The organism is Streptomyces sp. NPDC092370 (assembly GCF_044755265.1).
Lineage (GTDB): Bacteria > Actinomycetota > Actinomycetes > Streptomycetales > Streptomycetaceae > Streptomyces.
The window spans coordinates 223,662-243,040 of the sequence record NZ_JBIVQO010000010.1; the positions used below are offsets into that span (position 1 = coordinate 223,662).

Sequence of the window (19,379 nt, forward strand, 5' to 3'; positions counted from 1 at the left end):
ACTGGCCAAGTGGCGATCCGCCGGTTTCGCCAACGCCTTGGAGGCGATCACCGTCTTCATCGAGGCGTACGGAGCGCACAAGGCGCTGCGCGGGTACGGGTGAAGCGCGCGGCATGCCGCTCTCGTGCGCGGACCGCCTCGCTTGGGCGCCCGCGCGGCCAGACGCACAGCATGTCGCTGCGAACAGGCGGCTCGAGCCCTGTCAGTCCTGTCCGTACCCCGGGCTGTCCGGGGCAGGGGGGAAAGCCAGACCGGTCGGTGTGCTGAGGCCCGTGAAGCCGAGCGTCACCTGTCCTCCTCCTGTCTCGCGGACGCGCACCACGCGGTTGTTGAACCCGTCGGCCACGTACAGGTGGCCGTTGCCGTCGAGGGCGAGTCCGAGCGGGGAGTTCAGTCCGGTGACGGGAACGGTGCTCTGCCGGCCGCTTCCGGTGGCGACCTTCACCACACGGCTGTTGCCACTGTCGGCGACGTACAGGTCGCCGCCGGTGCCGAGTGCCAGCCCGGTCGGCTGGGAGAGGCCCGTCGTGGGCACGGTCTGCTGGCCGCCGCTGTCCACCGCGACCCTGACGACCCGGTCGTTGACGAAGTCGGAGACGTACAGATGCCCGTCGGGTGCCCAGGCCAGCCCCCAGGGGTGCAGCAGTCCCTCCGTGGCCAGCACCGTCCGGCCCCCGCCGTCGGCGGCCACCCTCACGATCCGGTCGTTGAAGCTGTCGGCGATGTACAGGTTCCCGGCCGGGTCGACCGCGAGCCCCAGCGGGCGCGAAAGATCGCCCGCCGGTACGACCGACTGCTCCCCGCCGTCCGGAGGCAGGACGACCACCCGGTTGTTGCCGGTGTCGGAGACATAGAGCCGGCCGGCGGCGTCGAAGGCCATGCCGGTCGGACGCACCAGGCCGTCGAGGGGGACGGTGACCTGTTCACCGCTGTACGCGGACAGGGTCAGCACCCGGTTGCCGCCGTAGTCGGACACGTACGGGGCCGGGCCGTCGGGCGTGCGGGCGTCACCGGCCCGGACGGCGTCCGTCGCCCCGGCGGGCAGCGCGCAGAGCAGGACCAGTCCCAGCGCGGCGGCCAGCCGCCGGGACCACCTCCGGGCCGGCCCGCGGCCGCTCGTCGCCGATCCGGCCGTCATCCGTTCCATGACTCACCCGCCTGTGTGCTCCGACGGTCGGCCCCGTGCCGTACCCCTCGCCGACCCTACGAAGCGCCGCGCGCCGGTGCGGGAGCCACGCCACCGGGCCGTTCTCCCGCCACTCCAATGCTCCCGGAGCGCGTCGGTCGGGAGGCGCCACGCCGTAGCCCGGCTAGACGCTCCGGCCCAGAGGACCTGGCGCGCTCTCGCCGTACCCGACCGAGCGCATCGACCGATCCGGCAGGTGCGTCAACGGGGCCGCAGGGCCGTTCGGCTACAGGTAGGTGATCTGCAGCTCCGCGGCGAGGAGAGCGCCTGGCACAGGAAACTCATGATCGTGTTACGAGCTCTCTGGGGGGCGGGCAGGCACACCCTCCGTTGTCTGCCCGCCCCGGCGTAGCCCTGCTCCGTAGTAACGCGAACGAGGACCGATGCCGAAGAAGCCCGCCCACGACCCGACGTACGGCTACGACCCCGGCCCCGGGACTGGTAGGGCCGCATGTTGGTGTCGCGTGTCCCTTGGTGCCCGATGGGGGCCTTGTCATCGTGTGTGATCTCCGGGGGAGTGTCGGCTCCAGGTACCGTCAACCTCGATGGCCACCGAGTGGCGATGCAGTAGCTCTCCCCGGGGGGAAGGGCCAGTTTCTCCAGGCCGTCCTCGCGCATCGTCCACCGCCGATGCGGTGCCAGGCGGGAACCAGATGATGGTCGCTGAGCGCATATCGGGCAAAGCCATGTGCACGCGCTGGTAGGGCCCTACGGTCTCAGACAGGCTGGCATGCACTGCACGACAGCATGGGGGAACCGGATGTTGGCCGAGGTGATGGAGGCACTGGCCGTGGCAGAAGGCAGCGCGGTGGTGCAGGCGGCGACACGGACGCGTGGCCGTGCGGTGAAGGGCTTCGACCTTCAGCTACCCACGAGTTCACCTATGCCGACTGAAAAACATCTCTAGCCTGCTGTCCATGGCTGAGGACCCAACGAACAGCAACCCACCGGACCCCGTCCCGACCACCGGTGACGGCAGCACCCCGACGCCGACCGCCGGTGACGGCAGCACCCCGTCCAGTGAGACACAGGCAGTCCCCGCCTCCGTCCTCGCCACCGGCCGGGCACTCGTAGCTCTTCTCACGCTGATCATCGCTGGCGCCACCCTTTACCTGACGTTCCGGAGTGATGACAGGGACACCGCAGAAGCGCAGGACCGGGAGCGTCTTTACGCGAAGCAAGTCGGCTTCTACCGGACAGGGGACCAGGCGGCGGTCGCGAACGGCAGCACGCACTTCATGCCCATGCGTCTTGTGCTCCCCTCGAAGCACGTGTGGTGGGATCTGCAGGGCCCGGAGCCTTGCAAGCAAGTCTGGATTCCCTTTAGTTTCCTGATTGCCGGGATGCACGAGAAACTTCCCAACCTGCCCCTTTCCGAGGACGACCTAGCGGACCTCCAACTCAGGTTCCAAGACCCTGCAGGGCGTGCCTGGTCCATCGACCGTACAGGCGCCTTATCGGCTACCACGTGGACGGCATCCACGGGAGAGGAAGGTACGCAGCTTGATCGCTCTGACCTGCTTCTCTATCCGGACGAGCCCTGGATGACGAAAGCGCAGATCTCGGCCGGATGCGGTCCTTCGTGACGCCCGGTCAAACCTCACCGGCGCTAACCTGGGCGGGGCGGACCGCACTGATGTCCGGGGATCGGCGATGGAGCAGGTCAGGCGGCGCGTATACCTCGGCGAGCTTGCGTCTGGGTTTCACCGTGTGTGGCCACCGGGGGCGTATCGGCTCCAGGTCCCTCCGGCCTCGGTGACCAGGCGTGTAGCGGTCTTGTCGTGATAGCCGAGGGCCTTCGCGATGACGGGGGCTGGGGCCTGGAGGACGAGTTGGCGGATCGCGGAGGTCCTGCCGCGCTGCGGCGGGCGCCGATCTTCCGCAGGTGGACTTGAAGGCTGACCGGGTTCATCGGCTGTCCGGGCTGGCGGCCGGGGAAGAGCCACTGTGAGCTTCTGCTGCTGGCGTAGGGCAGGTGCTGGCGGGACTAAACGTATGCCCGCACGAGGTCAGCCACGGGTTCGGTAAGCAGGGACGGCGGGTCTCCCAGCCGGACGGTGACGGTGGTCCCGTCATCGATGACGTCATCACTGGCTTTGTTCATGAGAACGGGCTCTGGCTCAACTTCTGTGACGCGTCCCCGTGAGCCGGATTGTCGTGAACGTTCAGGGAAAGGCGAGAAGAGGACCAGCCGAAGGGGACAGGAGGACCTCATGCAAGGTGGCATGACGCCGCTGAGGAATCGATACCTCGCTGCGTGCTTCATCGTCGTCATGTACCTGCTGGTTGGCGCCCTGTTGGTCGGCTTGCTCGCTGCGGCGCTCTCGCCCAGCGGCATGTGGTCAGGAGCGGCAGCTCTCACGGGCGGGGCCCTCGGGGCCGGCTTCGGCGTATGGCGTCTTCGACGGACGCCCGAGGACGAACGCGCCGACGACCACATCTACTAGCCACGGGGCCGTCGCTGAACGTGCGCCCGCGTACACAACTCGTGCCAGAACCTGAGAACGGACAGCAGATGTTCACGACTTCGGGAGGCACGAGAGCCCACCGAGAATTCGAACGCTCTCGAGCTTCGACCCGAGAGGCGGCTGCCGAGGTCTGGCAGGCGCCGTGCGGCGGCCTACCCGGGCACCCATCCGAACGTCGCCGCGACGTTCCCTGCGTTTTCGTGTGTGCGGCGCCAGCTGCGTCAGCGCCGCACAGGCGGCCTGGACGTGCTCAGTTGTCGCCTGCTTACGGACGCACGGGGCGTGGCAGTGGCTGACGCCAGTCGCCCAGCGCCGTGAGGAGAAAATGGCGGGCGAGAGCACGGATGTCGTCCCACGCCGGATCTGTGGCCAGGGCGTTGGCCCAAAGGCCGACGCGGCAGACGGCATCGATTTCGCCGAGGCGACGGTCGATGGCCCGAAGACGGCGCAGATCCTCGGGCTCGAAGGCCCCGTGCTGCACACCACACTCGTACAGCCCAGCACGAATCTGCAGGACGCTCTGAGTAAGGGAATCGACAAACTCGAAACCAGCGGCCAGGCAACGCAGCGCGGCACCGCGGACACTGTGGTCGCCGAACTCGTCCGTATGCGCAACGACTTGCGGGACACCAGAAACCGGCTGGCAGCCAATCGCGACGAACTCAGCGAGGAAGTCCGCCAGGCGATCACACTCCTGCGCCAGGAGATCCAGCAGGTCAAGAGCACGGTTCAAGGCCGTCCCGCGGCAACGGCCGACGTGCCCGCCCCGCCGGCGGAGGCCACCGCGCCGATCTCCTCCGCTGTCCCGGACGCGGCCGTGCTGCCCAGCCCCGGAGCAGACAAGACAGTGCCCGCCGGCTTGCCCGCCTTCGCGGCAGCAGATGCGGGTTCCTCGCCAGCGCACCCGCTCCCTGCGGTGCCTTCCCAGCGCGTCGATGCGGAGAGCGAAGACGAAACGCAGAACAAGGAGGCGTTCCCCGCTCTCGGAGGGGACATCCAGCAGGTCGTTCGCGCCGCACTCGCCGACGAGATCGACGATCTGCGCGCGCTCACAGCGTCGCTCACCAGTCCTGGGCAAGATGCGGGTCCGCCTGCCCGTGGGGCGTCCCCGCACACGGCCTGCCGCCGTCGCCGGCGACAAGGCCTACTCCTCCCGCGCCAACCGCGCCCACCTGCGCAAACGCCGCCTCAAGGCAGTCATCCCGGAGCAGAAGGACCAAGCCGCCAACCGCCGAAAGAAATGCAGCCAGGGCGGCAGGCCGGTCACCCACGGCACCGACCTCTACCGCGACCGCAACACCGTGGAACGGGCCATCAACCGGATGAAGGACTGGCGAGGCATCGCGACCCGCCACGACAAAACGCCCGAGAGCTACCTCGCCGGACTCCCTCTCCGCGCAGCGACGATCTGGATCAGCGGCCTCTTACGAAGCCCGTTGATCACAACTAAAGACAGTCCCTAGCGGCCCTTCCGCACGAGGTCGGTGATGCGCTCGCCCTCGCTGATCGTGAGCGGACCGGCCCCCTCCGTGGCGTCGCCGATCCCCAGCGCGGCCGCCAGCGTACGGCCGTGCAGGTCGAGGGTGGCCTCGGTCAGGGTGGTGAGATCGGCCACGGCGGCGCGGGCACGGGCCCATCCGGTCAGGCCGATGCCCGCGGCGACCAGCACGGCAGGCCACCACACCGCGGCGAGCAGGAGGTAGGGCACGGCCCAGGTTCCGGTGGCGACGGCGGCGGCGAACGCCGAGTGCGCGGCGGTGAGATCGGTCCGTGCCGTGTCGGGGAGCACCAGCCAGAGGCGGGACCAGCCGTAGGTCAGGTCGAGTCCGTAGCGGTGGTACGCGATGGACTCCACGGCGTGGATCCGGTCGCCCATCCAGGTGGGTCTCCCCGGCTCGGCCATGGCCAGCCGGGTGATGCGCTGGGCCGCGGTGTCGATCCGGTCCTGTCGCTCGCGGGTGCGGGTGGCCGGGCTCACGGCTTCCAGCGCCCGGCGTTCCTCGACGAGCCGGTGCCACCGCGCACGCCGGCGCGCCGTACGCTCCGCCGCGACCGAGGCGAAGGGGCGGGGCCACGGCCCCAGCCAGACCCGCCGGGTGACCGCGGCCAGCGCCTGCACGACGAAGCCCACACCGGAGGCGGCCGCCAGTACGGCTACGACGAGGAGTGCCTGCGCGCCGCTCGGCAGGTCGGCGATCTCGGCCATGGCGTCCTCGGCCCGCCGGGTCAGCAGTGCGACGTTCCACGCGTCGACATGGCCGAGGTTGACGGACAGCCACACCGCGCCGACGAAGAACGCACCGGGCAGCACGAGCAAGCTGATCCACCGGTCGGCCAGTGTCTTGGCCAACTGCTGGAAGAAACCGCCCACCTGCGCTACCCCCGCTCCATGGGCCGGTCCATGACCGCGCAGCGCGGGATGACGCCCGCCGGTGGCGGTACCGCCGTCCGGTCGCAGGCGCCGTCCGGGCAGCGGAAGTTCTCCTGACGGGCGGTGCCCGGCCCAGCTCCCGGCAGTCCCGTGGCGAGCGTGCGCAGGGTGGTCTCGCGGTCGGTGTTCAGCAACTGGCCCAGCAGGGTGAGCACCGGGCGCCGGGCCCGCGCCTCGGCCACGATCCGTTCCAGTAGTTCCTGACGTGCCGCAGTGTGGAGCCTGGTCTCGCCGATCAGTGCGTCGAATTCCTTGCACAGCGTGGTCAGGGCCGATCGTTCGGCATCCACCACGGCTCCCCCTTCCGTCGGTTGGCCGATAGTCTCATGGGCGATGTCCTCCGACCACCGGCTTGATCCGGAGCAGGTGAATCACCAGGCGGTCGACCTTCTCAACCGGGCCACCCGAGCCGGTGACACGACCCTGCTCACCCGCTGTGTGCCGTTATTCCGCAGCATCCTCGCCCTGACACCGCCGCACCATCCGCACCGTGCCACCCGCCTATACAACCTCGCCGAGACCCACCGGGCGCTGTACGCCCTGACAGGTCGGGAGGACGACGCCGACCAGTCGATCGGCATCGGGCGACAGGCCGTGGCCGCCCTCCACATCGGCGACCCGAACTCCGCGCTGATCCTGGGCAACCTCAGCGTCACCCATCTCCTGCGGTTCCAGCGGGTCGGGCACCCGAATGACCTGGACGGGGCCATCGAGTACGGGGAACGGGCCGTCGTCGAGACCGGCGCCGACCTGAACATGGCGTTCCACCTGGCCACTCTCGCCACGGGCCTCTTGCTGCGGTACCAGAGGAGCGGGCACCTCGCGGACCTGGACCGGGCCGTGAACGCGGACGAGCGTGCGATGGCCGTCGCCCCCGCCGACTCCCCGCACAGGCAGACCATCCTGACCGACCTCGCCGCGGGCCACCTGCTGCGCTTCGAAAGGACCGGGGACCGCACGGACCTGGACCGCGCCATCGACACCGGCGAGCACGCGATCGCCGTCATCCCCGCCGACTCCCCACACCGGGCGACCACCCTGACCAACCTCGCCACAAGCCACCTGCGGCGCTTCGAAAGGACCGGGGACCGCACGGACCTGGACCGCGCCATCGACACCGGCGAGCACGCGATCGCCGCCGCCCCCGCCGACTCCCCGCACCGGCCGATCATCCTGACCAACCTCGGCACCGCCTACTGGTCACGGTTCGAACGGGTGGGCCGACCGTCGGATCTTGATCGCGCCATCGAGTTCGGGGAACAGGCCGCCGCCGACACCGGTAGCCCGTTTCGCGTGACCGTCTTGTGCAACCTCGCCGTCGCCCATCACGCCCGCTTCGAGCGGACCGGGAACCTGGTGGACCTGGACCGGGCCATCGGCCACTACGAACAGGCGGCGGCCGCCGTCCCGGACGACGCGCCCGACGGTGCGGCCTATCTGTCCAACCTCGGCATGGCGTACCACGCGCGGTTCGAACGGCTCGGCGAGGTGGCCGACCTGGAGCGGGCCATCGGCCACCTCGGCCGTGCCGTGGCCACGGCACCCCAGGGGCACCACCAGTTCGCGACGTTCCTGTCCAACCTCGGTGTCGCGTACCACGCGCGCTTCGAACGGCTGGGGGACGTGGGCGATCTGGACCGTACCGTCGCGTACTACGAACAGGCCGTCGCCGCCACGCCCACCGACCACCCGGATCGCGGGCTCCGCCTGTCCAACCTCGGTGCCGCGTACGACGCGCGCTTCGACCGGAACGCACACCCCGCCGACATGCACCGGGCCGTCGAGAGCCTGCAAAGAGCCGTCGCCGCGATTCCCGCCGATCACCCGCTCCGCGCGACCGCCCTGAACAACCTCGCGGCGGCCCTGCGGGGGCGGTTCGAACTGCTGGGAGACGTGGCCGATCTGGACCTGGCCGTCGCGCATCAGGAACAGGCCGTGGCCGACACGCCCACCGACCACCCGGATGTCGCGTACCGCCTGTCGAACCTCAGCCTCGCCCACTGGTCCAGGTTCGCCCGCACCGGGGAGTCGTCACACATGGACGCGGCCATCGACGCCGCCAGACGCGCGGTGGCCGCGACACCAGACGACCATCCGGACCGTGCGATGCGCCTGAACAACCTCGGCAGCGCCCTCAAGCAGCGGTTCTGGCACAACGGCAGCCTGCACGACCTGGACCGGGCCCTCACACATCAGGAACAGGCCCTGGCCGCCACACCGGACGACCACCCGGCCCGGGCCATGTACCTGAACGGCCTCGGGGCCGCCTACCAGGATCGGTCCCAGCGCAGCCGTGCCGCGACCGACTTCGACCGCGCCGTCGACCTGGTACTCCTGGCGGTCGCGGCCACACCCGCGGACCACCCCGACCGCGCGCTGCGCCTGTTCAACCTCGCGCGGGCCTACCAGACACGGTACGAGCACTCGGGCGACCCGGCCGACCTGGACCGCTCCGTCGACCTGGCACGGAAGACGGCCGCCGCGGTCCCCACCGGCCACCCGGAGCGCCCGCGGTATCTGTTCGGCCTCGGCTATGCCTACCGGCTGCGCTTCCAGCGGACCGGCGACGTGTCCGACCTCGACCGTGCCGTCGACGCCGCGGAACAGGCGGTCACGGCCACCCCCGGCGACCATCCCAACCGGGCGGCACGCATCTACCTCCTCGGGACCTGTTACCGGCGACGGTGGAGCAGCGGCGGCCCCCTCGACCGGTCGCGGATCGTCCGACTCGCGCAGGACGCACTCGCGGCCACGACGTCGCCCCCGCTCGACCGGGTCCGCGCCTGCTGGGCGGTGGGCCGGCTCGCCTACCTGCTGGACGAACCGCACACCGCCCAGTTGCTGTTCGACACGGCGGTGAAGCTGCTGCCGTCGGTCGCGGCTCGGGAGACCTCGTCGGCGGACCACGAGCACCGCCTCGGCGCGAACCACGGACTGGTCGGCGAGACGATCGCCGTGCACTGTGCCCTCGACGACCCGGGCGGCGCGGTCCAGGCCGGTGAGCTGGGCCGGTCGGTCCTGCTGGCGTCCCGGCTGGCGCTGCGGACGCCCCTCGCGGACCTGGCGGCTGAGCACCCCGCACTGGCCCGTCGCCTGAGCCGCGTCCGCGACGCCCTCAACGCGCCGGATCCCCCGGCCCTGGCCACGCCCGACGGCCAGGACATCGATCACGTGGACCGGCGCAGAAGGCTGTGGGCCGAGCACGACGCCGTCCTGACGGAGATCCGGCGCCTGCCGGGCCTGGACCGGTTCCTGCTCCCGCCGACGTGGAGCGAGCTGCGACCGACCGCCGCCGACGGGGCGGTCGTGCTGCTCAACGCCGGACTGCAGAGGTGCGACGGCATCGTCGTCACCGCCGACGGGCCCCCGCTGCTGGTACCGCTGCCCGACCTGCGGCTGGCCGATGCCGAGGCGTGGGCCGCCGAGTTGACGGAAGCGACGCACGACGCCGGGTCGTTCACCGGCGAGTTGCGCCGGCAGCGGGTGCTGACGGAACTGCTCGGCCGACTGTGGGACACGGCGGTCGAGCCGGTCCTCGACGCAGTCGAACACCGGCTCCGTCCGGACGACGGAGCACTCCCACGCGTGTGGTGGATGCCGACGGGGCCGCTCGCACTGCTGCCGCTGCACGCGGCCGGGCACCCCGACCGGCCCGGGGCGCTCGACCGGGCGGTCTCGTCGTACACACCCACCCTGCGGGCCCTGGCCCGCGCCCAGGGACGTCCGGCCGCGACGGTCCTGCGCCGGCTCACCGTCGCCCTCGACCGGACCCCGGGCCTGCCGGACCTGCCGGCCACCGCCGCCGAGGCGGCGAGCCTGCACGCGGCCCATCCGGACATGCCTTTGCTCACCAATGAGCAGGCCACCGCCGCCCGGGTAACCGGCGCGCTCCCCGAGGCGAGCTGGGCGCACTTCGCCTGCCACGCCGGCACCGACCCCTACGCGCCCTCTGAAGGCGGGCTCCATCTCCATGACGGTGTGCTGTCCATTGCGGAGATCGGCCGCCGCGACCTCCACGAGGCCGAAATGGCATACCTGTCCGCGTGCTCCACCGGACACGTCGGTCGGCGGCACGCGGACGAGTCCATCCACCTTGCCTCCGCGTTCCAGCTGGCCGGGTTCCGGCATGTCGTCGCGAGTCTCTGGCCGCTGGACGACCGCGTCGCGGCCGGCGCGGCCGATCACTTCTACCGGCTGATGCCGGACACACCGTCCGCCGATGACGCGGCGACCGCGCTCCATCGCGTCATCCTGCACCTGCGCGCCGAGCATCCCGGTCGACCGCACCTGTGGGCGTCGCTGATCCACAGCGGGCCGTAGCGGAGTCTCCCCCGGGCGCGGCTGGCGACGACCGTCCCGCCTTCCCACAGGCGAAGTCCTTACGTGCACCACCACAGGAAGCGGTCGCACTCCGTCGGGGAGGGGTCCGGGCTCGGGGTCGCGGTGGTGGGGGGTGGCCGTGGGGGCCGAGCCGGCGTGGACGTGGGCGTGGCGGTGGGGGTCGACGCGCCGGGAGGCTTGCCGGTCGCCGACTGGACGTCGGGGCTGCCGCTCGCGTCGGCGTCCTCGCTCTGGGACGCAGAGGGCGAGGGGGACGCGGAGGTCGACGAGGGAGGCGAGCCCGAGGGAACGGTTCCGTCGGTGCGCCGGTCTCCGTCGACGCCGACGGTGGGCTGTTGCTTTGCGATCACGACGACTGGCTCCGCCAGCGGGGTCGTCCCCGTGCTCCCGGGCCGTGTCGGCGGCCTTCTGGCTCACTTTCCGTGGAGCTGTCACGGAGCGTCAGATCTTCGGGGCCAGGCGATGACGGTTTGGATGGGCACGAAGCCGCGGTGAGGTGAGTTCCAGGGCCCGGTTGTCGCGTCCGGCACTCATGTGGTTGAGCCAGCGTTCGTACCAGTCGAGGAAGTCGGTGGCGGAGGAGACGTTGGGACCCCAGTACCCGTCGCTGTTACCGATGAGGACGCGGCCGGTGAGGGGACCGGTCACCGCGATGACGCATACGTCGGTGCAACCCATCTCGATGATGTGGAGGAAGAGGTCGAGTTCGTATGCCCCGGGACCTATGCCGTCGAAGCCGCGGGGTCTCCCCGGTTCTCCGCGCGGATTCATGACAAGCAGGGAACAGCGCTCCAGCGGTATGAGGCCGTAGAACGGCGCCGCGCCTGAGCCGCCGATGTGCGTGAGGAACTGCTGATAGGCGTCGGGCAGGACGATGTCGTGCTCGGCCTCAAACGCAGCGACGCGCGCTTCCGCCAGCTTCGGACCGAGGCAGAACTTGACGGTGGAGAACAGGGACCTGTTCATCACCACACCACCCATCACGGCCTCGGCCTGGGCCTGGCCATCGCCCGCGGCTTCCCCGCGGGTGTGCAGCTGCCGGGGCAGGTAGCGGTGCTCGGCCAGGATCGCCGCCAGGAGCGGGAAGCCGTTGAAGGCGGTGTTGGCCGCCAGGATCAGGATCAATGCGGTCGCGGCCTGGATGTAGAAGAACATCACCGTGTCCGTGCCGCCGAACACCGCGGCAGCAAGCTGGGCGATCACCGTGCGCTGGGAGCCGGTCGCGCAGTTGCCGGGGAAGCCCACCAGCTGGCAGGTGTCCTCGACGTACCGGACATCCGCGATCAGGGCCAGCGCTGTGATCCCGGCGAACATGGTGATCGACAGCCCGCCCATCACCGCCATCGTGGTGGCCGCGTTCCGCGCTTTCGGCGGCCGGAACGCCGGCACCCCGTTGGAGATCGCCTCAGCACCGGTCAGTGCCGTGCAGCCGGAGGAGAACGCCCGCAGCGCCAGCAGCACCAGCGCCATGCCGGTCAGTCCCGCGCTTCCCGGCTCGGCGTGAACTTGCCACCCGGCGCTCTCGGCCACCGGCGCGTGGCCGAAGGCCGTCTGCAGCAGCCCAATGACGACCATCGCCAGCACGCCGGCGATGAACAGATACGTCGGTACCGCGAACATCCGGCCCGACTCGCGGACCCCGCGCAGATTCATCGTGGTCAGGAGCACCACGAACCCCAGGTTCACCGCCACCCGGTGCTCACCCAGTGCCGGCACCGCCGAAATGATGTTGTCGACGCCGGCCGCCACCGACACGGCCACCGTCATCACGTAGCTGAAGGACGCCGCCGTCGCGGTCGGTGCGCGAGGTCCTCGGGCGGCGCCGGCCGACCGGCTGGGTGCTGCAGAAGCAGGACGCCCCCGGGCCTGACCGCAGCGTCCTGCACGCCCCAGACTGTGACGAGGCCCCGCAAGGCGCGCCGGTGCTGGAGCTGGAGCGCGCCCTGGACGCTGCCGAGAAGTCGGGCGTGCGGCTGTGCTCGCTGTGCGGTGCGGCCGCCGAACTGGACCCCGTACTGCGCGGCTTCGACCACGGCTTCGACACCGGTCGCTGACCGCCCGCTGCGGGCCTCCGGGACGTCCATCAGCCGCGCTGGGCGAGCAGGCCGGGACGGACGGGCGCCGATTGCCCCGGGTCGTGAGCGCTGGCCGACCGCCCGGAGGCCACCGGCCAGCCGTGACCGGACCCGGGCGCGGGGCGTTGGATGCGGCAGCGCGTGCATGAACATCCGCCCCCCGCGGATACGCGTGTGAGGCCCCGCCGGCGCAGCAGCGCGGTGCGGGCCTCACGTACGTTCTGGCACGGCGAGCAGGGGCAACAGCTGCGTACGGGTTGTGCGTCAGGTCGGCAACGAGTCGCCCCTGCAAGACGGGTGAGCGCCAGCCTTCGGGGATGGAGAAGTTGATCGAGCTGGCAAGCTCGCTCGTATCCGGGCTGGTCATCGCCGTCCTCGCCTCGTGGCTGACCAACCGCGCCCGCAACCGCCAGGCCTATCAGGCCGCACTCCATCTCGCGGGCATCCTCATCTGGACCCGACGCTGACCAAAGAGACAGAACCTAGCCGAACAGCCGGTCTCGGTGCTGCGCACCACCGACCGGCTGGTGGTGGCGGCGCTGGGCGGCAACAGGAAGGCGTTGCCGTACTCCCGGCAACGGAGGGCGGGCACCGTGGACACGCCGGTGGACCGGTACGCCCCGACCGTGCAGGCGTACCTCACGCCCTAGCCGAACAGCCGGTCCAGGAAGGCGTTGCCGTACACCCGGTGCGGGTCGAGCCGGTTCAGCACCGCGTCCGCCTCCGCCCACGCGGCGGGGCCGACCGCCGTCGGAACGATGCCGCCCAGCATCTCCTCGTCGCTCCACACCCCGTCGTCCGTGTACGCCCAGCCCTTGGACCACTCCACCCGGGTAAGCGCGAACCCACCGTCGAAGGCGCGCAGCAGGAACCGCTCGATCTCGCGCAGGAACGCCTCCGCGTCCGGAGTGCCCGGCAACGTCAGGATGTCCAGCCACACGGCCGTGTCCCACTCGGGGTGGCCCTCGGAGGGCCGGAGGGCCGACAGCAGCGGCGGACGGGCCCCGGCCACCCCCGTGTCGCCCGGGTCGTCCAGTCCGGTCACCCGGATCTCCACGGAGCCGTTCACCGGGAAGCTGCCCCGGGCGGAGTAGGCCGTCAGCCGCTCGCGGTAGAACGCGGCGAACTCGGAGACCACCTGCTGCACCCGGTCCCGCGAGGTGAGGACCGCGTAGCCGTTGGCGTGCACGCGCAGTGTGGTCGGCTTCAGATAGAGCAGCGTGTTCTTCGAGGGCCCCCAGAGGTCGGCGGACAGCGTCGTCACCAGCCCGAGCGCGGCGGCCTCGTACTGCGCGGTGCCGAGCACCGGCGCCAGGTACCAGGCGGCCTCCGACGTCATCCGGCCGACCAGCGCCGCCACCGGCCCCGGGACGTTGTCCGAGAACGGGTAGTTGTACGGCCGGGTCACCTTTCGCGAGGTCAGTGGCCGGACCGGTGAGACGCTCCACACCTTCAGCCAGGGGTGCTCGGTGAAGGCGAACCAGATCGCCTCGACCCGGCCGGCCTCGTCCAGGAAGCTCGCGAAGGTCCGCCCGTCGCCCGAACCGGGCGCGGCGAACAGCTCCCCGGCCGGGATGTCCGTACGGCTCACGCATCTGAGGTCGGTGTTCGCGCCCACCCGCAGCACCACCTCGGTCACCAGGGACCGCCCGAGATGGGTCAGCAGCGCGGCACAGTCGGCCTCGTCGCGGTGGAACGTGCGCAGCACGTACGCACCGGCCCGGGGGTCCCACACGACCGCCGTGAGCGAAAGGACCAGGTTGCTGAGCGAGCCGTACGTGTGCCCGGGCCGACGCCGCTCGCCCCGCGCGGGTACGGCGGTGCCGTGCGCGTCGACGGCGAGGGCGCCGCCCAGGGTGAGCACGCCGGGAGCGGGGGTGGCCGTGACGCCGAGGCCGTGCTCCTCCAGGAAGGTCAGCAGAGCCTCCAGGGTCACGCCGGTGCCGGCGCGCACGGCGGTGGGGGAGTCCAGGGCCAGGCCGGTGAGATGGGGTGCGGTGTCGACGAGGAGCACCGGCGCCCCGGGCGGCGTGCCCTCGGTGACCGTCAGGGGCGACCAGCCGTGCGAGGCGCCCCGGGCGCGTACCCGCCAGCCGTGGCGCCACGCCCAGTTGACGACGGCGACCACCTGGTCCGGGCCGCCCGGCGCGCAGGCCCACAGGCCGTCTGCGGTGATCTCCCCGACCCAGTTCCGGTACGCCGAGCGGTACAGCGCGACGTCGGCGGGGAAGTCCGGCAATTCCGCGGCGGCGACCGCCGGATCCGCGGGCAGACCGGGCACGACGGCCAGTGCGGCGGCGGTGAGGAGGAAGCCCCGGCGGGTCCAGGGCGACGCGTCCGAAGGGTGGTTGTTCGCTGAACCGGTGGTCACGTCAAGCACGCTAGAGGCCGGTTGACACATGACGCGTTCCTGTCGTATCGATTCACTCGTGTGAGTGAATCACGTCGGGTGGGCAGGCCGGAGCGAACCGTTCCGCCCAACCCCCGGCGGATGACAGACTGACGCCCATGGACGAGCGCACATTCGGCAGATCGGGTCAGCACGCTTCCGTCGTCGGTCTGGGCACCTGGCAGCTGGGTGCCGACTGGGGAGACGTCGACGACAAGGAAGCCCTCTCGGTACTGGAGGCTGCGGCAGAGGCCGGGGTCACCTTCTTCGACACCGCCGACGTGTACGGCGACGGCCGCAGCGAGCAGACCATCGCCGCGTTCCTCAGCGGCCGCCCGGACCTGCACGTCATGGTCGCCACGAAGATGGGCCGCCGGGTCGATCAGATCCCCGGGAACTACGTGCTCGACAACTTCCGCGCCTGGAACGACCGCTCCCGGCGCAACCTCGGCGTCGACCGCATCGACCTCGTGCAACTGCACTGCCCGCCGACACCCGTCTACTCCACGGACGAGGTGTTCGACGCCCTCGACACCCTGGTCGAGGAAGAGCGCGTCGCCGCCTACGGCGTCAGCGTCGAGACCTGCGAGGAGGCACTGACCGCGATCGCGCGGCCGAACGTGGCGAGTGTGCAGATCATCCTCAACCCGTTCCGCATGAAGCCCCTGCGCGAGGTGCTCCCGGCCGCCCGTGAGGCGGGCGTCGGCATCATCGCCCGCGTCCCGCTCGCCTCCGGCCTGCTGTCGGGCAAGTACACCCGGGACACCGTCTTCCCGGAGAACGACCACCGCACCTACAACCGGCACGGCGAGTCCTTCGACGTGGGCGAGACCTTCTCCGGCGTGGACTACGCCACCGGTGTGGAGGCGGCCGCCGAGTTCGCGGCGCTCGCCCCCGAGGGATACACCCCGGCCCAGCTGGCCCTGCGCTGGATCGTCGAGCAGCCCGGGGTCACGACCGTGATCCCCGGCGCGCGTTCACCCGAGCAGGCACGGGCCAACGCGGCCGCCGCCCGCCTCCCGGAACTGCCCGGCGAGACGCTGGCTGCGATCCGCGACCTCTACGACCGGCGGATCAAGGACCAGGTCGAAGGCCGCTGGTAGAAGTCCCGGCTCACGGCTCCAGGAGCAGCTGCCTCTCCTGCTCCTGGTCGCCGGAGGCGGCGCCGTCGTCGCGGGCCGTGAAAGCGGCGGTGAGGGTGTCGCTCGCCCGCCGTACGGCCTCCGGGCTGCCCTGCACGGTGACGGTCACCGGCGCCGACAGCCGATCGGACCCCTGGCCCTCGCCGTCGGCGGGACCCGCCTGCGCCTCGCCGCCGAAGGTCGCCGTGTGCACCGTCGCGTTCTCGTCGGCGGGACGCTCGTCCGGCGCCCCGAAGGTGCCTTCCAGGGCGCGGACGACCGCCCGCGCGTCGTCGGCGCCTCCGCCGCTGAGCGTCACGGTGAGCTGCGTACCGGACATGCGTCCACGACCTCCCAGAACTCTGCGTCATTCGCGTCGTCCGTGTAACCGCCCCCTGATCGCTCAAACCGTCGCGGAGCCCGGGAAGACGAGTCGTTACGGGGAACCCGGGAAGGAGGAGGGCTCAGGTCTCACACCGGGAGGAACAGTGGCGGACGCGTCAGAGGGCGGGGTCATGCGCCGGGGGCGCAACGAGACGGAGGAGGAGAGGGCGGACCGGATGTGGCAGGAGCTCATCCAGGAGGTCCGCGTGGCACAGATGGGTGTGCAGATCCTGTTCGGCTTCCTGCTCACCGTGGTGTTCACCGAGAAGTACGCGAGACTCTCCGCCACCGACCAGACGATCTACCTGGTGACGGTCGTACTGGGTGCCTGCGCGACGGGGGCCCTCATAGGCCCGGTGTCCCTGCACCGTCTCGTCTCCGGCCGGCGCGTCAAGCCCCAGGCGGTGCGGATGGCCTCCCGGCTCACCCTGCTCGGCCTCGTGCTGCTGCTCGCCACGACGACCGCCTCACTGCTGCTGATCCTGCGCGTGGCGACGCACGACGGCTTCGTGCCCTATCTGGTCGCCGGCGTCGTCGGCTGGTACCTGCTGTGCTGGTTCGTCCTGCCGCTGTGGACCCGGTTCCGGTACACGTCGAGGTGAGGGCCCCTTCGTCAGGTGCCGGCGGTGTGCCCGGCCGAGCAGCACCACCGACGCGCTCGCCCCGAGCAGCGCTCAGAACATGTCCCACTGCGTGTCCCAGACACCGCTCTGGGCGGCCAGGAACGCGTCCGCCGCGTGCCCACCGGCCACGGCGGCCACCCACTCGAGCATCGAAGACGGCGCTGAAGGCCGGGCACGCGCACACGGTCAGCGGCGCGAGTCGGCGGCTGCCGCGCAGCGGCGAGGTGCGCGCCAGCTGCTCCCGCACCAGCACGGCCCGCGCTAACCCCCGCGTCAGGTGGCCGAACCGGTCGTAGGGATCGCGGTCCAGGCCGAACAAGCCCCGGACCCGGTCGCCGAGCGGTACCTCGGGTGTACGCGGAGTGGCCGCCCACCATCAGCATCACAAAGTGGGCGGCCGGCAGGCAGCACAGCGGGTTCGTCAGGGGCAGACGTCGCCGGAGCACCACCAGGAGCGGCACGCCCACGACGGCCCACACGACTTCCAGGAACCCGGTCGTGCGGTCGTACGGGCCCGTGCGGACAGGGCCGGCGCCGCGAGCACGCCCCGGGCGAGGGCGGCGGGCGGCGCCGGCCGGGGACCGGGACGTGGGTTCGGCACTGCGGGCACGGCGGGCTCCTCTCGGGGGAGCCCACCGTCCTGGTGGGGTCGGGCCCTCGGTATGAGTACGCCCACTCATACCGGCCGTGCGTCAACTCCCGGCGATGACGTTCGCCAGGAAGTCGTCGACATGGACCTCCTCGCGGCCCTGCGGGACCACGTCGTAGGTCTCGCGCAGGAACGCCGCGAACCCAGGTGCCCACCCGAACACCACCGCGTGGTGCCGTCCGCCGTCGGGACGGGCGTCGCCGAGGAACTCCATGCGCAGCTCCCGCCACATGCCCCGCGACTCCGGACGCATCCGCACGTCGCCCACCCCGACCGGACGCCGCAGCGCGTCCCCGAGCATCTCCCGGTCCAGTTGCCACCGGGCGAGAACGCGGCCGTCATGGCTGAAGACCACGGTGACGGCGAACGGGTCCGCGGCGTCGTAGCTCAGGTGGGCGAGCACGGAGAAACGATCCGTGTCGCCCGCCTGGAGCTGCACCACCAGGGTCTTGTGGACGAACGAGTTCACGAGGGGGCCTCCGGGAAGAACCGACGTAGAGACCTCTCCTACCCCCGATCCGGCCGGAATGCTCAGCCGACCGGGTGATTCCCGCGAGCACCCCGCAGCGACTCGATGCATACGGAGACGGCCCGCTGGAGCTCCTCCAGGCGCTGCACCATGTCGTCCTCGTAGAACTCACCGGCGTCGTCGAAGGTCAGCTCCTCGAACACCTTGGTCGCCTTCTGCAGGCTGCTGTAGAACTTCGTGCGCCGCTCCTGCACCCGCAGCCCCGGGTCGGCCTCCACGACCTCCACGACCCGGGACTTCATCGTGTCGTACGCCTCGGCCGCCCACTCGCCGGCGTCCTCGCCCTCGTCCAGCTCGTCGATGAGCGACAGGTGCCGCTCGGCCTCCTGGCGCAGGTCGGCGGGCGCGTCGACGGTCTGCCCGGCGGGCGTCTTGATCTGGCCCGACTCGGCGATCTGGCGCACGTATCCGATCCGGTCGGCCGCCCTGCTCTCGCCGGCGACGGCCTTCTTCAGCTCATCGGTGCGCACCACGTCGCGGGCCAGCTCCGACTGGAGGCCGGGGTCCTCGCGGACGCGGTCCAGCAGGGCCTGGCGGGCCGCGCGAGCGGTGGCGGGGTCGGCGAGAATCGCGGCGCGCAGGGCGGTGGGGTTCTCCGCCACTTCCAGGGCCTTGGTGGGCCGGATGCCCTCGGCCTCGGCGGCCTGAGAGATGGCGGTGCCGCGCTCGGAGGCCGCGCTGCTGCGGGAGACGTAGTAGCTCAGCCACACGTCCGCGTCCGGCAGGTCCACGTCCTGACCCGGTGTCAGGGCCTCGAAGTGCGGGACCATCCCGTCGTCGGCCGCCCGGTCCCACGCCTTGTAGTAGCGCATGACCCGCTCCGGGGAGCAGCCGGCGAGTTCCGCGAACTCCTTCGCGGACACCTTCGGCGTCTCGTCCGCGCCCTGACCGCCGGGGCGCACGCTGCGCGCCACCTTCAGACCGAACGCCCACCCTCCGGTCCGGGCGTACGCCCCGAACTCCCGCGCGTCCCGCGCGACCGGGTCGGAGACGGGCGCCGGGGCGGCGGGGGACGTCTCGGGCGGGGTGATGGCTACGGTCACGGACGACTCTCCTGAGGTGGGGCGATCGAACTGCACGAGGTGCGGGCGGAAGCCTAGCGGCACCCGCTGACCTCGCCGTTCACCCCCGCGCGGCCCGGCCGAAAACCGCTGTCCCGGCCGGGCGTGGATGCGCGAGGATG

Annotated in this window: 15 protein-coding genes and 4 pseudogenes; 9 read left to right on the forward strand and 10 right to left on the reverse strand. The window is 71.2% G+C overall.

Features of this window, described 5'->3' with window-relative positions:
* Positions 1–202 precede the first annotated feature (202 nt).
* Positions 203–1,147, reverse strand: a complete 945-nt coding sequence (locus ACIQHQ_RS27890) for a hypothetical protein (RefSeq protein ID WP_402616597.1) — start codon at positions 1,145–1,147, stop codon at positions 203–205.
* A 956-nt stretch (positions 1,148–2,103) separates the two neighbouring features.
* On the opposite strand from ACIQHQ_RS27890, the gene ACIQHQ_RS27895 reads away from it, so the two are divergent.
* Together ACIQHQ_RS27895 and ACIQHQ_RS27900 are read left to right on the forward strand one after the other, a co-directional pair.
* A complete protein-coding gene (locus tag ACIQHQ_RS27895) occupies positions 2,104–2,772 on the forward strand; it encodes a hypothetical protein (protein WP_402616600.1) in 669 nt (222 codons plus the stop codon).
* Between the two features lie 627 nt (positions 2,773–3,399).
* On the forward strand, positions 3,400–3,633 hold the full coding sequence (locus tag ACIQHQ_RS27900; RefSeq protein ID WP_402616602.1) for a hypothetical protein: 234 nt from the start codon (positions 3,400–3,402) through the stop codon (positions 3,631–3,633).
* Between the two features lie 286 nt (positions 3,634–3,919).
* On the opposite strand, the gene ACIQHQ_RS27905 is transcribed toward ACIQHQ_RS27900, so the two are convergent.
* A complete protein-coding gene (locus tag ACIQHQ_RS27905; RefSeq protein ID WP_402616604.1) occupies positions 3,920–4,387 on the reverse strand; it encodes a hypothetical protein in 468 nt (155 codons plus the stop codon).
* Between the two features lie 331 nt (positions 4,388–4,718).
* Between ACIQHQ_RS27905 and ACIQHQ_RS27910 the strand changes: the two are divergent.
* Positions 4,719–5,117, forward strand: a pseudogene (locus ACIQHQ_RS27910) (transposase); the annotation flags it as partial.
* On the opposite strand, the gene ACIQHQ_RS27915 reads toward ACIQHQ_RS27910, so the two are convergent.
* Together ACIQHQ_RS27915 and ACIQHQ_RS27920 are read right to left on the reverse strand one after the other, a co-directional pair.
* Positions 5,114–6,025, reverse strand: a complete 912-nt coding sequence (locus ACIQHQ_RS27915) for a hypothetical protein (RefSeq protein WP_402616607.1) — start codon at positions 6,023–6,025, stop codon at positions 5,114–5,116. The pseudogene ACIQHQ_RS27910 and the gene ACIQHQ_RS27915 sit on opposite strands and share 4 nt — an antisense overlap.
* 5 nt (positions 6,026–6,030) lie before the next feature.
* A complete protein-coding gene (locus ACIQHQ_RS27920; RefSeq protein ID WP_402616609.1) occupies positions 6,031–6,375 on the reverse strand; it encodes a hypothetical protein in 345 nt (114 codons plus the stop codon).
* A gap of 43 nt (positions 6,376–6,418) precedes the next feature.
* On the opposite strand from ACIQHQ_RS27920, the gene ACIQHQ_RS27925 reads away from it, so the two are divergent.
* Complete coding sequence (locus ACIQHQ_RS27925) at positions 6,419–10,405, forward strand: CHAT domain-containing protein (RefSeq protein ID WP_402616612.1); 3,987 nt, start codon at positions 6,419–6,421, stop codon at positions 10,403–10,405.
* A 1,038-nt stretch (positions 10,406–11,443) separates the two neighbouring features.
* On the opposite strand, the pseudogene ACIQHQ_RS27930 reads toward ACIQHQ_RS27925, so the two are convergent.
* A pseudogene (locus tag ACIQHQ_RS27930) lies at positions 11,444–12,238 on the reverse strand (DNA-binding protein); the annotation flags it as partial.
* Between ACIQHQ_RS27930 and ACIQHQ_RS27935 the strand changes: the two are divergent.
* The 3 genes and pseudogenes from ACIQHQ_RS27935 to ACIQHQ_RS27945 form a co-directional block, all read left to right on the forward strand.
* Positions 12,211–12,480, forward strand: a pseudogene (locus ACIQHQ_RS27935) (DUF6233 domain-containing protein); the annotation flags it as partial. The pseudogenes ACIQHQ_RS27930 and ACIQHQ_RS27935 sit on opposite strands and share 28 nt — an antisense overlap.
* Before the next feature lie 338 nt (positions 12,481–12,818).
* A complete protein-coding gene (locus ACIQHQ_RS27940; RefSeq protein ID WP_402616614.1) occupies positions 12,819–12,968 on the forward strand; it encodes a hypothetical protein in 150 nt (49 codons plus the stop codon).
* Positions 12,969–13,004: 36 nt separating this feature from the next.
* Entirely contained in the window at positions 13,005–13,151 is a 147-nt protein-coding gene (locus ACIQHQ_RS27945) for a hypothetical protein (RefSeq protein ID WP_402616617.1), read from the forward strand.
* On the opposite strand, the gene ACIQHQ_RS27950 is transcribed toward ACIQHQ_RS27945, so the two are convergent.
* Entirely contained in the window at positions 13,148–14,872 is a 1,725-nt protein-coding gene (locus ACIQHQ_RS27950) for a cholesterol oxidase substrate-binding domain-containing protein (RefSeq protein ID WP_402616620.1), read from the reverse strand. The genes ACIQHQ_RS27945 and ACIQHQ_RS27950 overlap by 4 nt on opposite strands.
* A gap of 137 nt (positions 14,873–15,009) precedes the next feature.
* Between ACIQHQ_RS27950 and ACIQHQ_RS27955 the strand changes: the two genes are divergently transcribed.
* Positions 15,010–15,993 carry an aldo/keto reductase gene (locus tag ACIQHQ_RS27955; RefSeq protein WP_402616623.1) on the forward strand — a complete coding sequence of 328 codons (984 nt, stop codon included), beginning with the start codon at positions 15,010–15,012 and terminating at the stop codon, positions 15,991–15,993.
* A 10-nt stretch (positions 15,994–16,003) separates the two neighbouring features.
* On the opposite strand, the gene ACIQHQ_RS27960 is transcribed toward ACIQHQ_RS27955, so the two are convergent.
* Entirely contained in the window at positions 16,004–16,351 is a 348-nt protein-coding gene (locus tag ACIQHQ_RS27960) for a hypothetical protein (protein ID WP_402616626.1), read from the reverse strand.
* 148 nt (positions 16,352–16,499) lie between these two features.
* On the opposite strand from ACIQHQ_RS27960, the gene ACIQHQ_RS27965 reads away from it, so the two are divergent.
* Positions 16,500–16,997, forward strand: a complete 498-nt coding sequence (locus tag ACIQHQ_RS27965) for a DUF6328 family protein (protein WP_402616628.1) — start codon at positions 16,500–16,502, stop codon at positions 16,995–16,997.
* Positions 16,998–17,003: 6 nt separating this feature from the next.
* Here the strand turns inward: ACIQHQ_RS27965 and ACIQHQ_RS27970 are convergent.
* The 3 genes and pseudogenes from ACIQHQ_RS27970 to ACIQHQ_RS27980 form a co-directional block, all read right to left on the reverse strand.
* Positions 17,004–17,619, reverse strand: a pseudogene (locus tag ACIQHQ_RS27970) (DUF2238 domain-containing protein); the annotation flags it as partial.
* Between the two features lie 91 nt (positions 17,620–17,710).
* On the reverse strand, positions 17,711–18,136 hold the full coding sequence (locus ACIQHQ_RS27975; protein WP_402616631.1) for an SsgA family sporulation/cell division regulator: 426 nt from the start codon (positions 18,134–18,136) through the stop codon (positions 17,711–17,713).
* A 62-nt stretch (positions 18,137–18,198) separates the two neighbouring features.
* A complete protein-coding gene (locus ACIQHQ_RS27980; protein ID WP_402616634.1) occupies positions 18,199–19,239 on the reverse strand; it encodes a hypothetical protein in 1,041 nt (346 codons plus the stop codon).
* Between the last annotated feature and the right edge of the window lie 140 nt (positions 19,240–19,379).

Bases quoted from the DNA above. Each gene is read 5' to 3' on its own strand.
- ACIQHQ_RS27890 (WP_402616597.1), bottom strand. From the start codon at position 1,147: ATGGAACGGATGACGGCCGGATCGGCGACGAGCGGCCGCGGGCCGGCC.
- ACIQHQ_RS27895 (WP_402616600.1), top strand. From the start codon at position 2,104: ATGGCTGAGGACCCAACGAACAGCAACCCACCGGACCCCGTCCCGACC.
- ACIQHQ_RS27900 (WP_402616602.1), top strand. From the start codon at position 3,400: ATGCAAGGTGGCATGACGCCGCTGAGGAATCGATACCTCGCTGCGTGC.
- ACIQHQ_RS27925 (WP_402616612.1), top strand. From the start codon at position 6,419: ATGTCCTCCGACCACCGGCTTGATCCGGAGCAGGTGAATCACCAGGCG.
- ACIQHQ_RS27940 (WP_402616614.1), top strand. From the start codon at position 12,819: ATGGAGAAGTTGATCGAGCTGGCAAGCTCGCTCGTATCCGGGCTGGTC.
- ACIQHQ_RS27955 (WP_402616623.1), top strand. From the start codon at position 15,010: ATGGACGAGCGCACATTCGGCAGATCGGGTCAGCACGCTTCCGTCGTC.
- ACIQHQ_RS27960 (WP_402616626.1), bottom strand. From the start codon at position 16,351: ATGTCCGGTACGCAGCTCACCGTGACGCTCAGCGGCGGAGGCGCCGAC.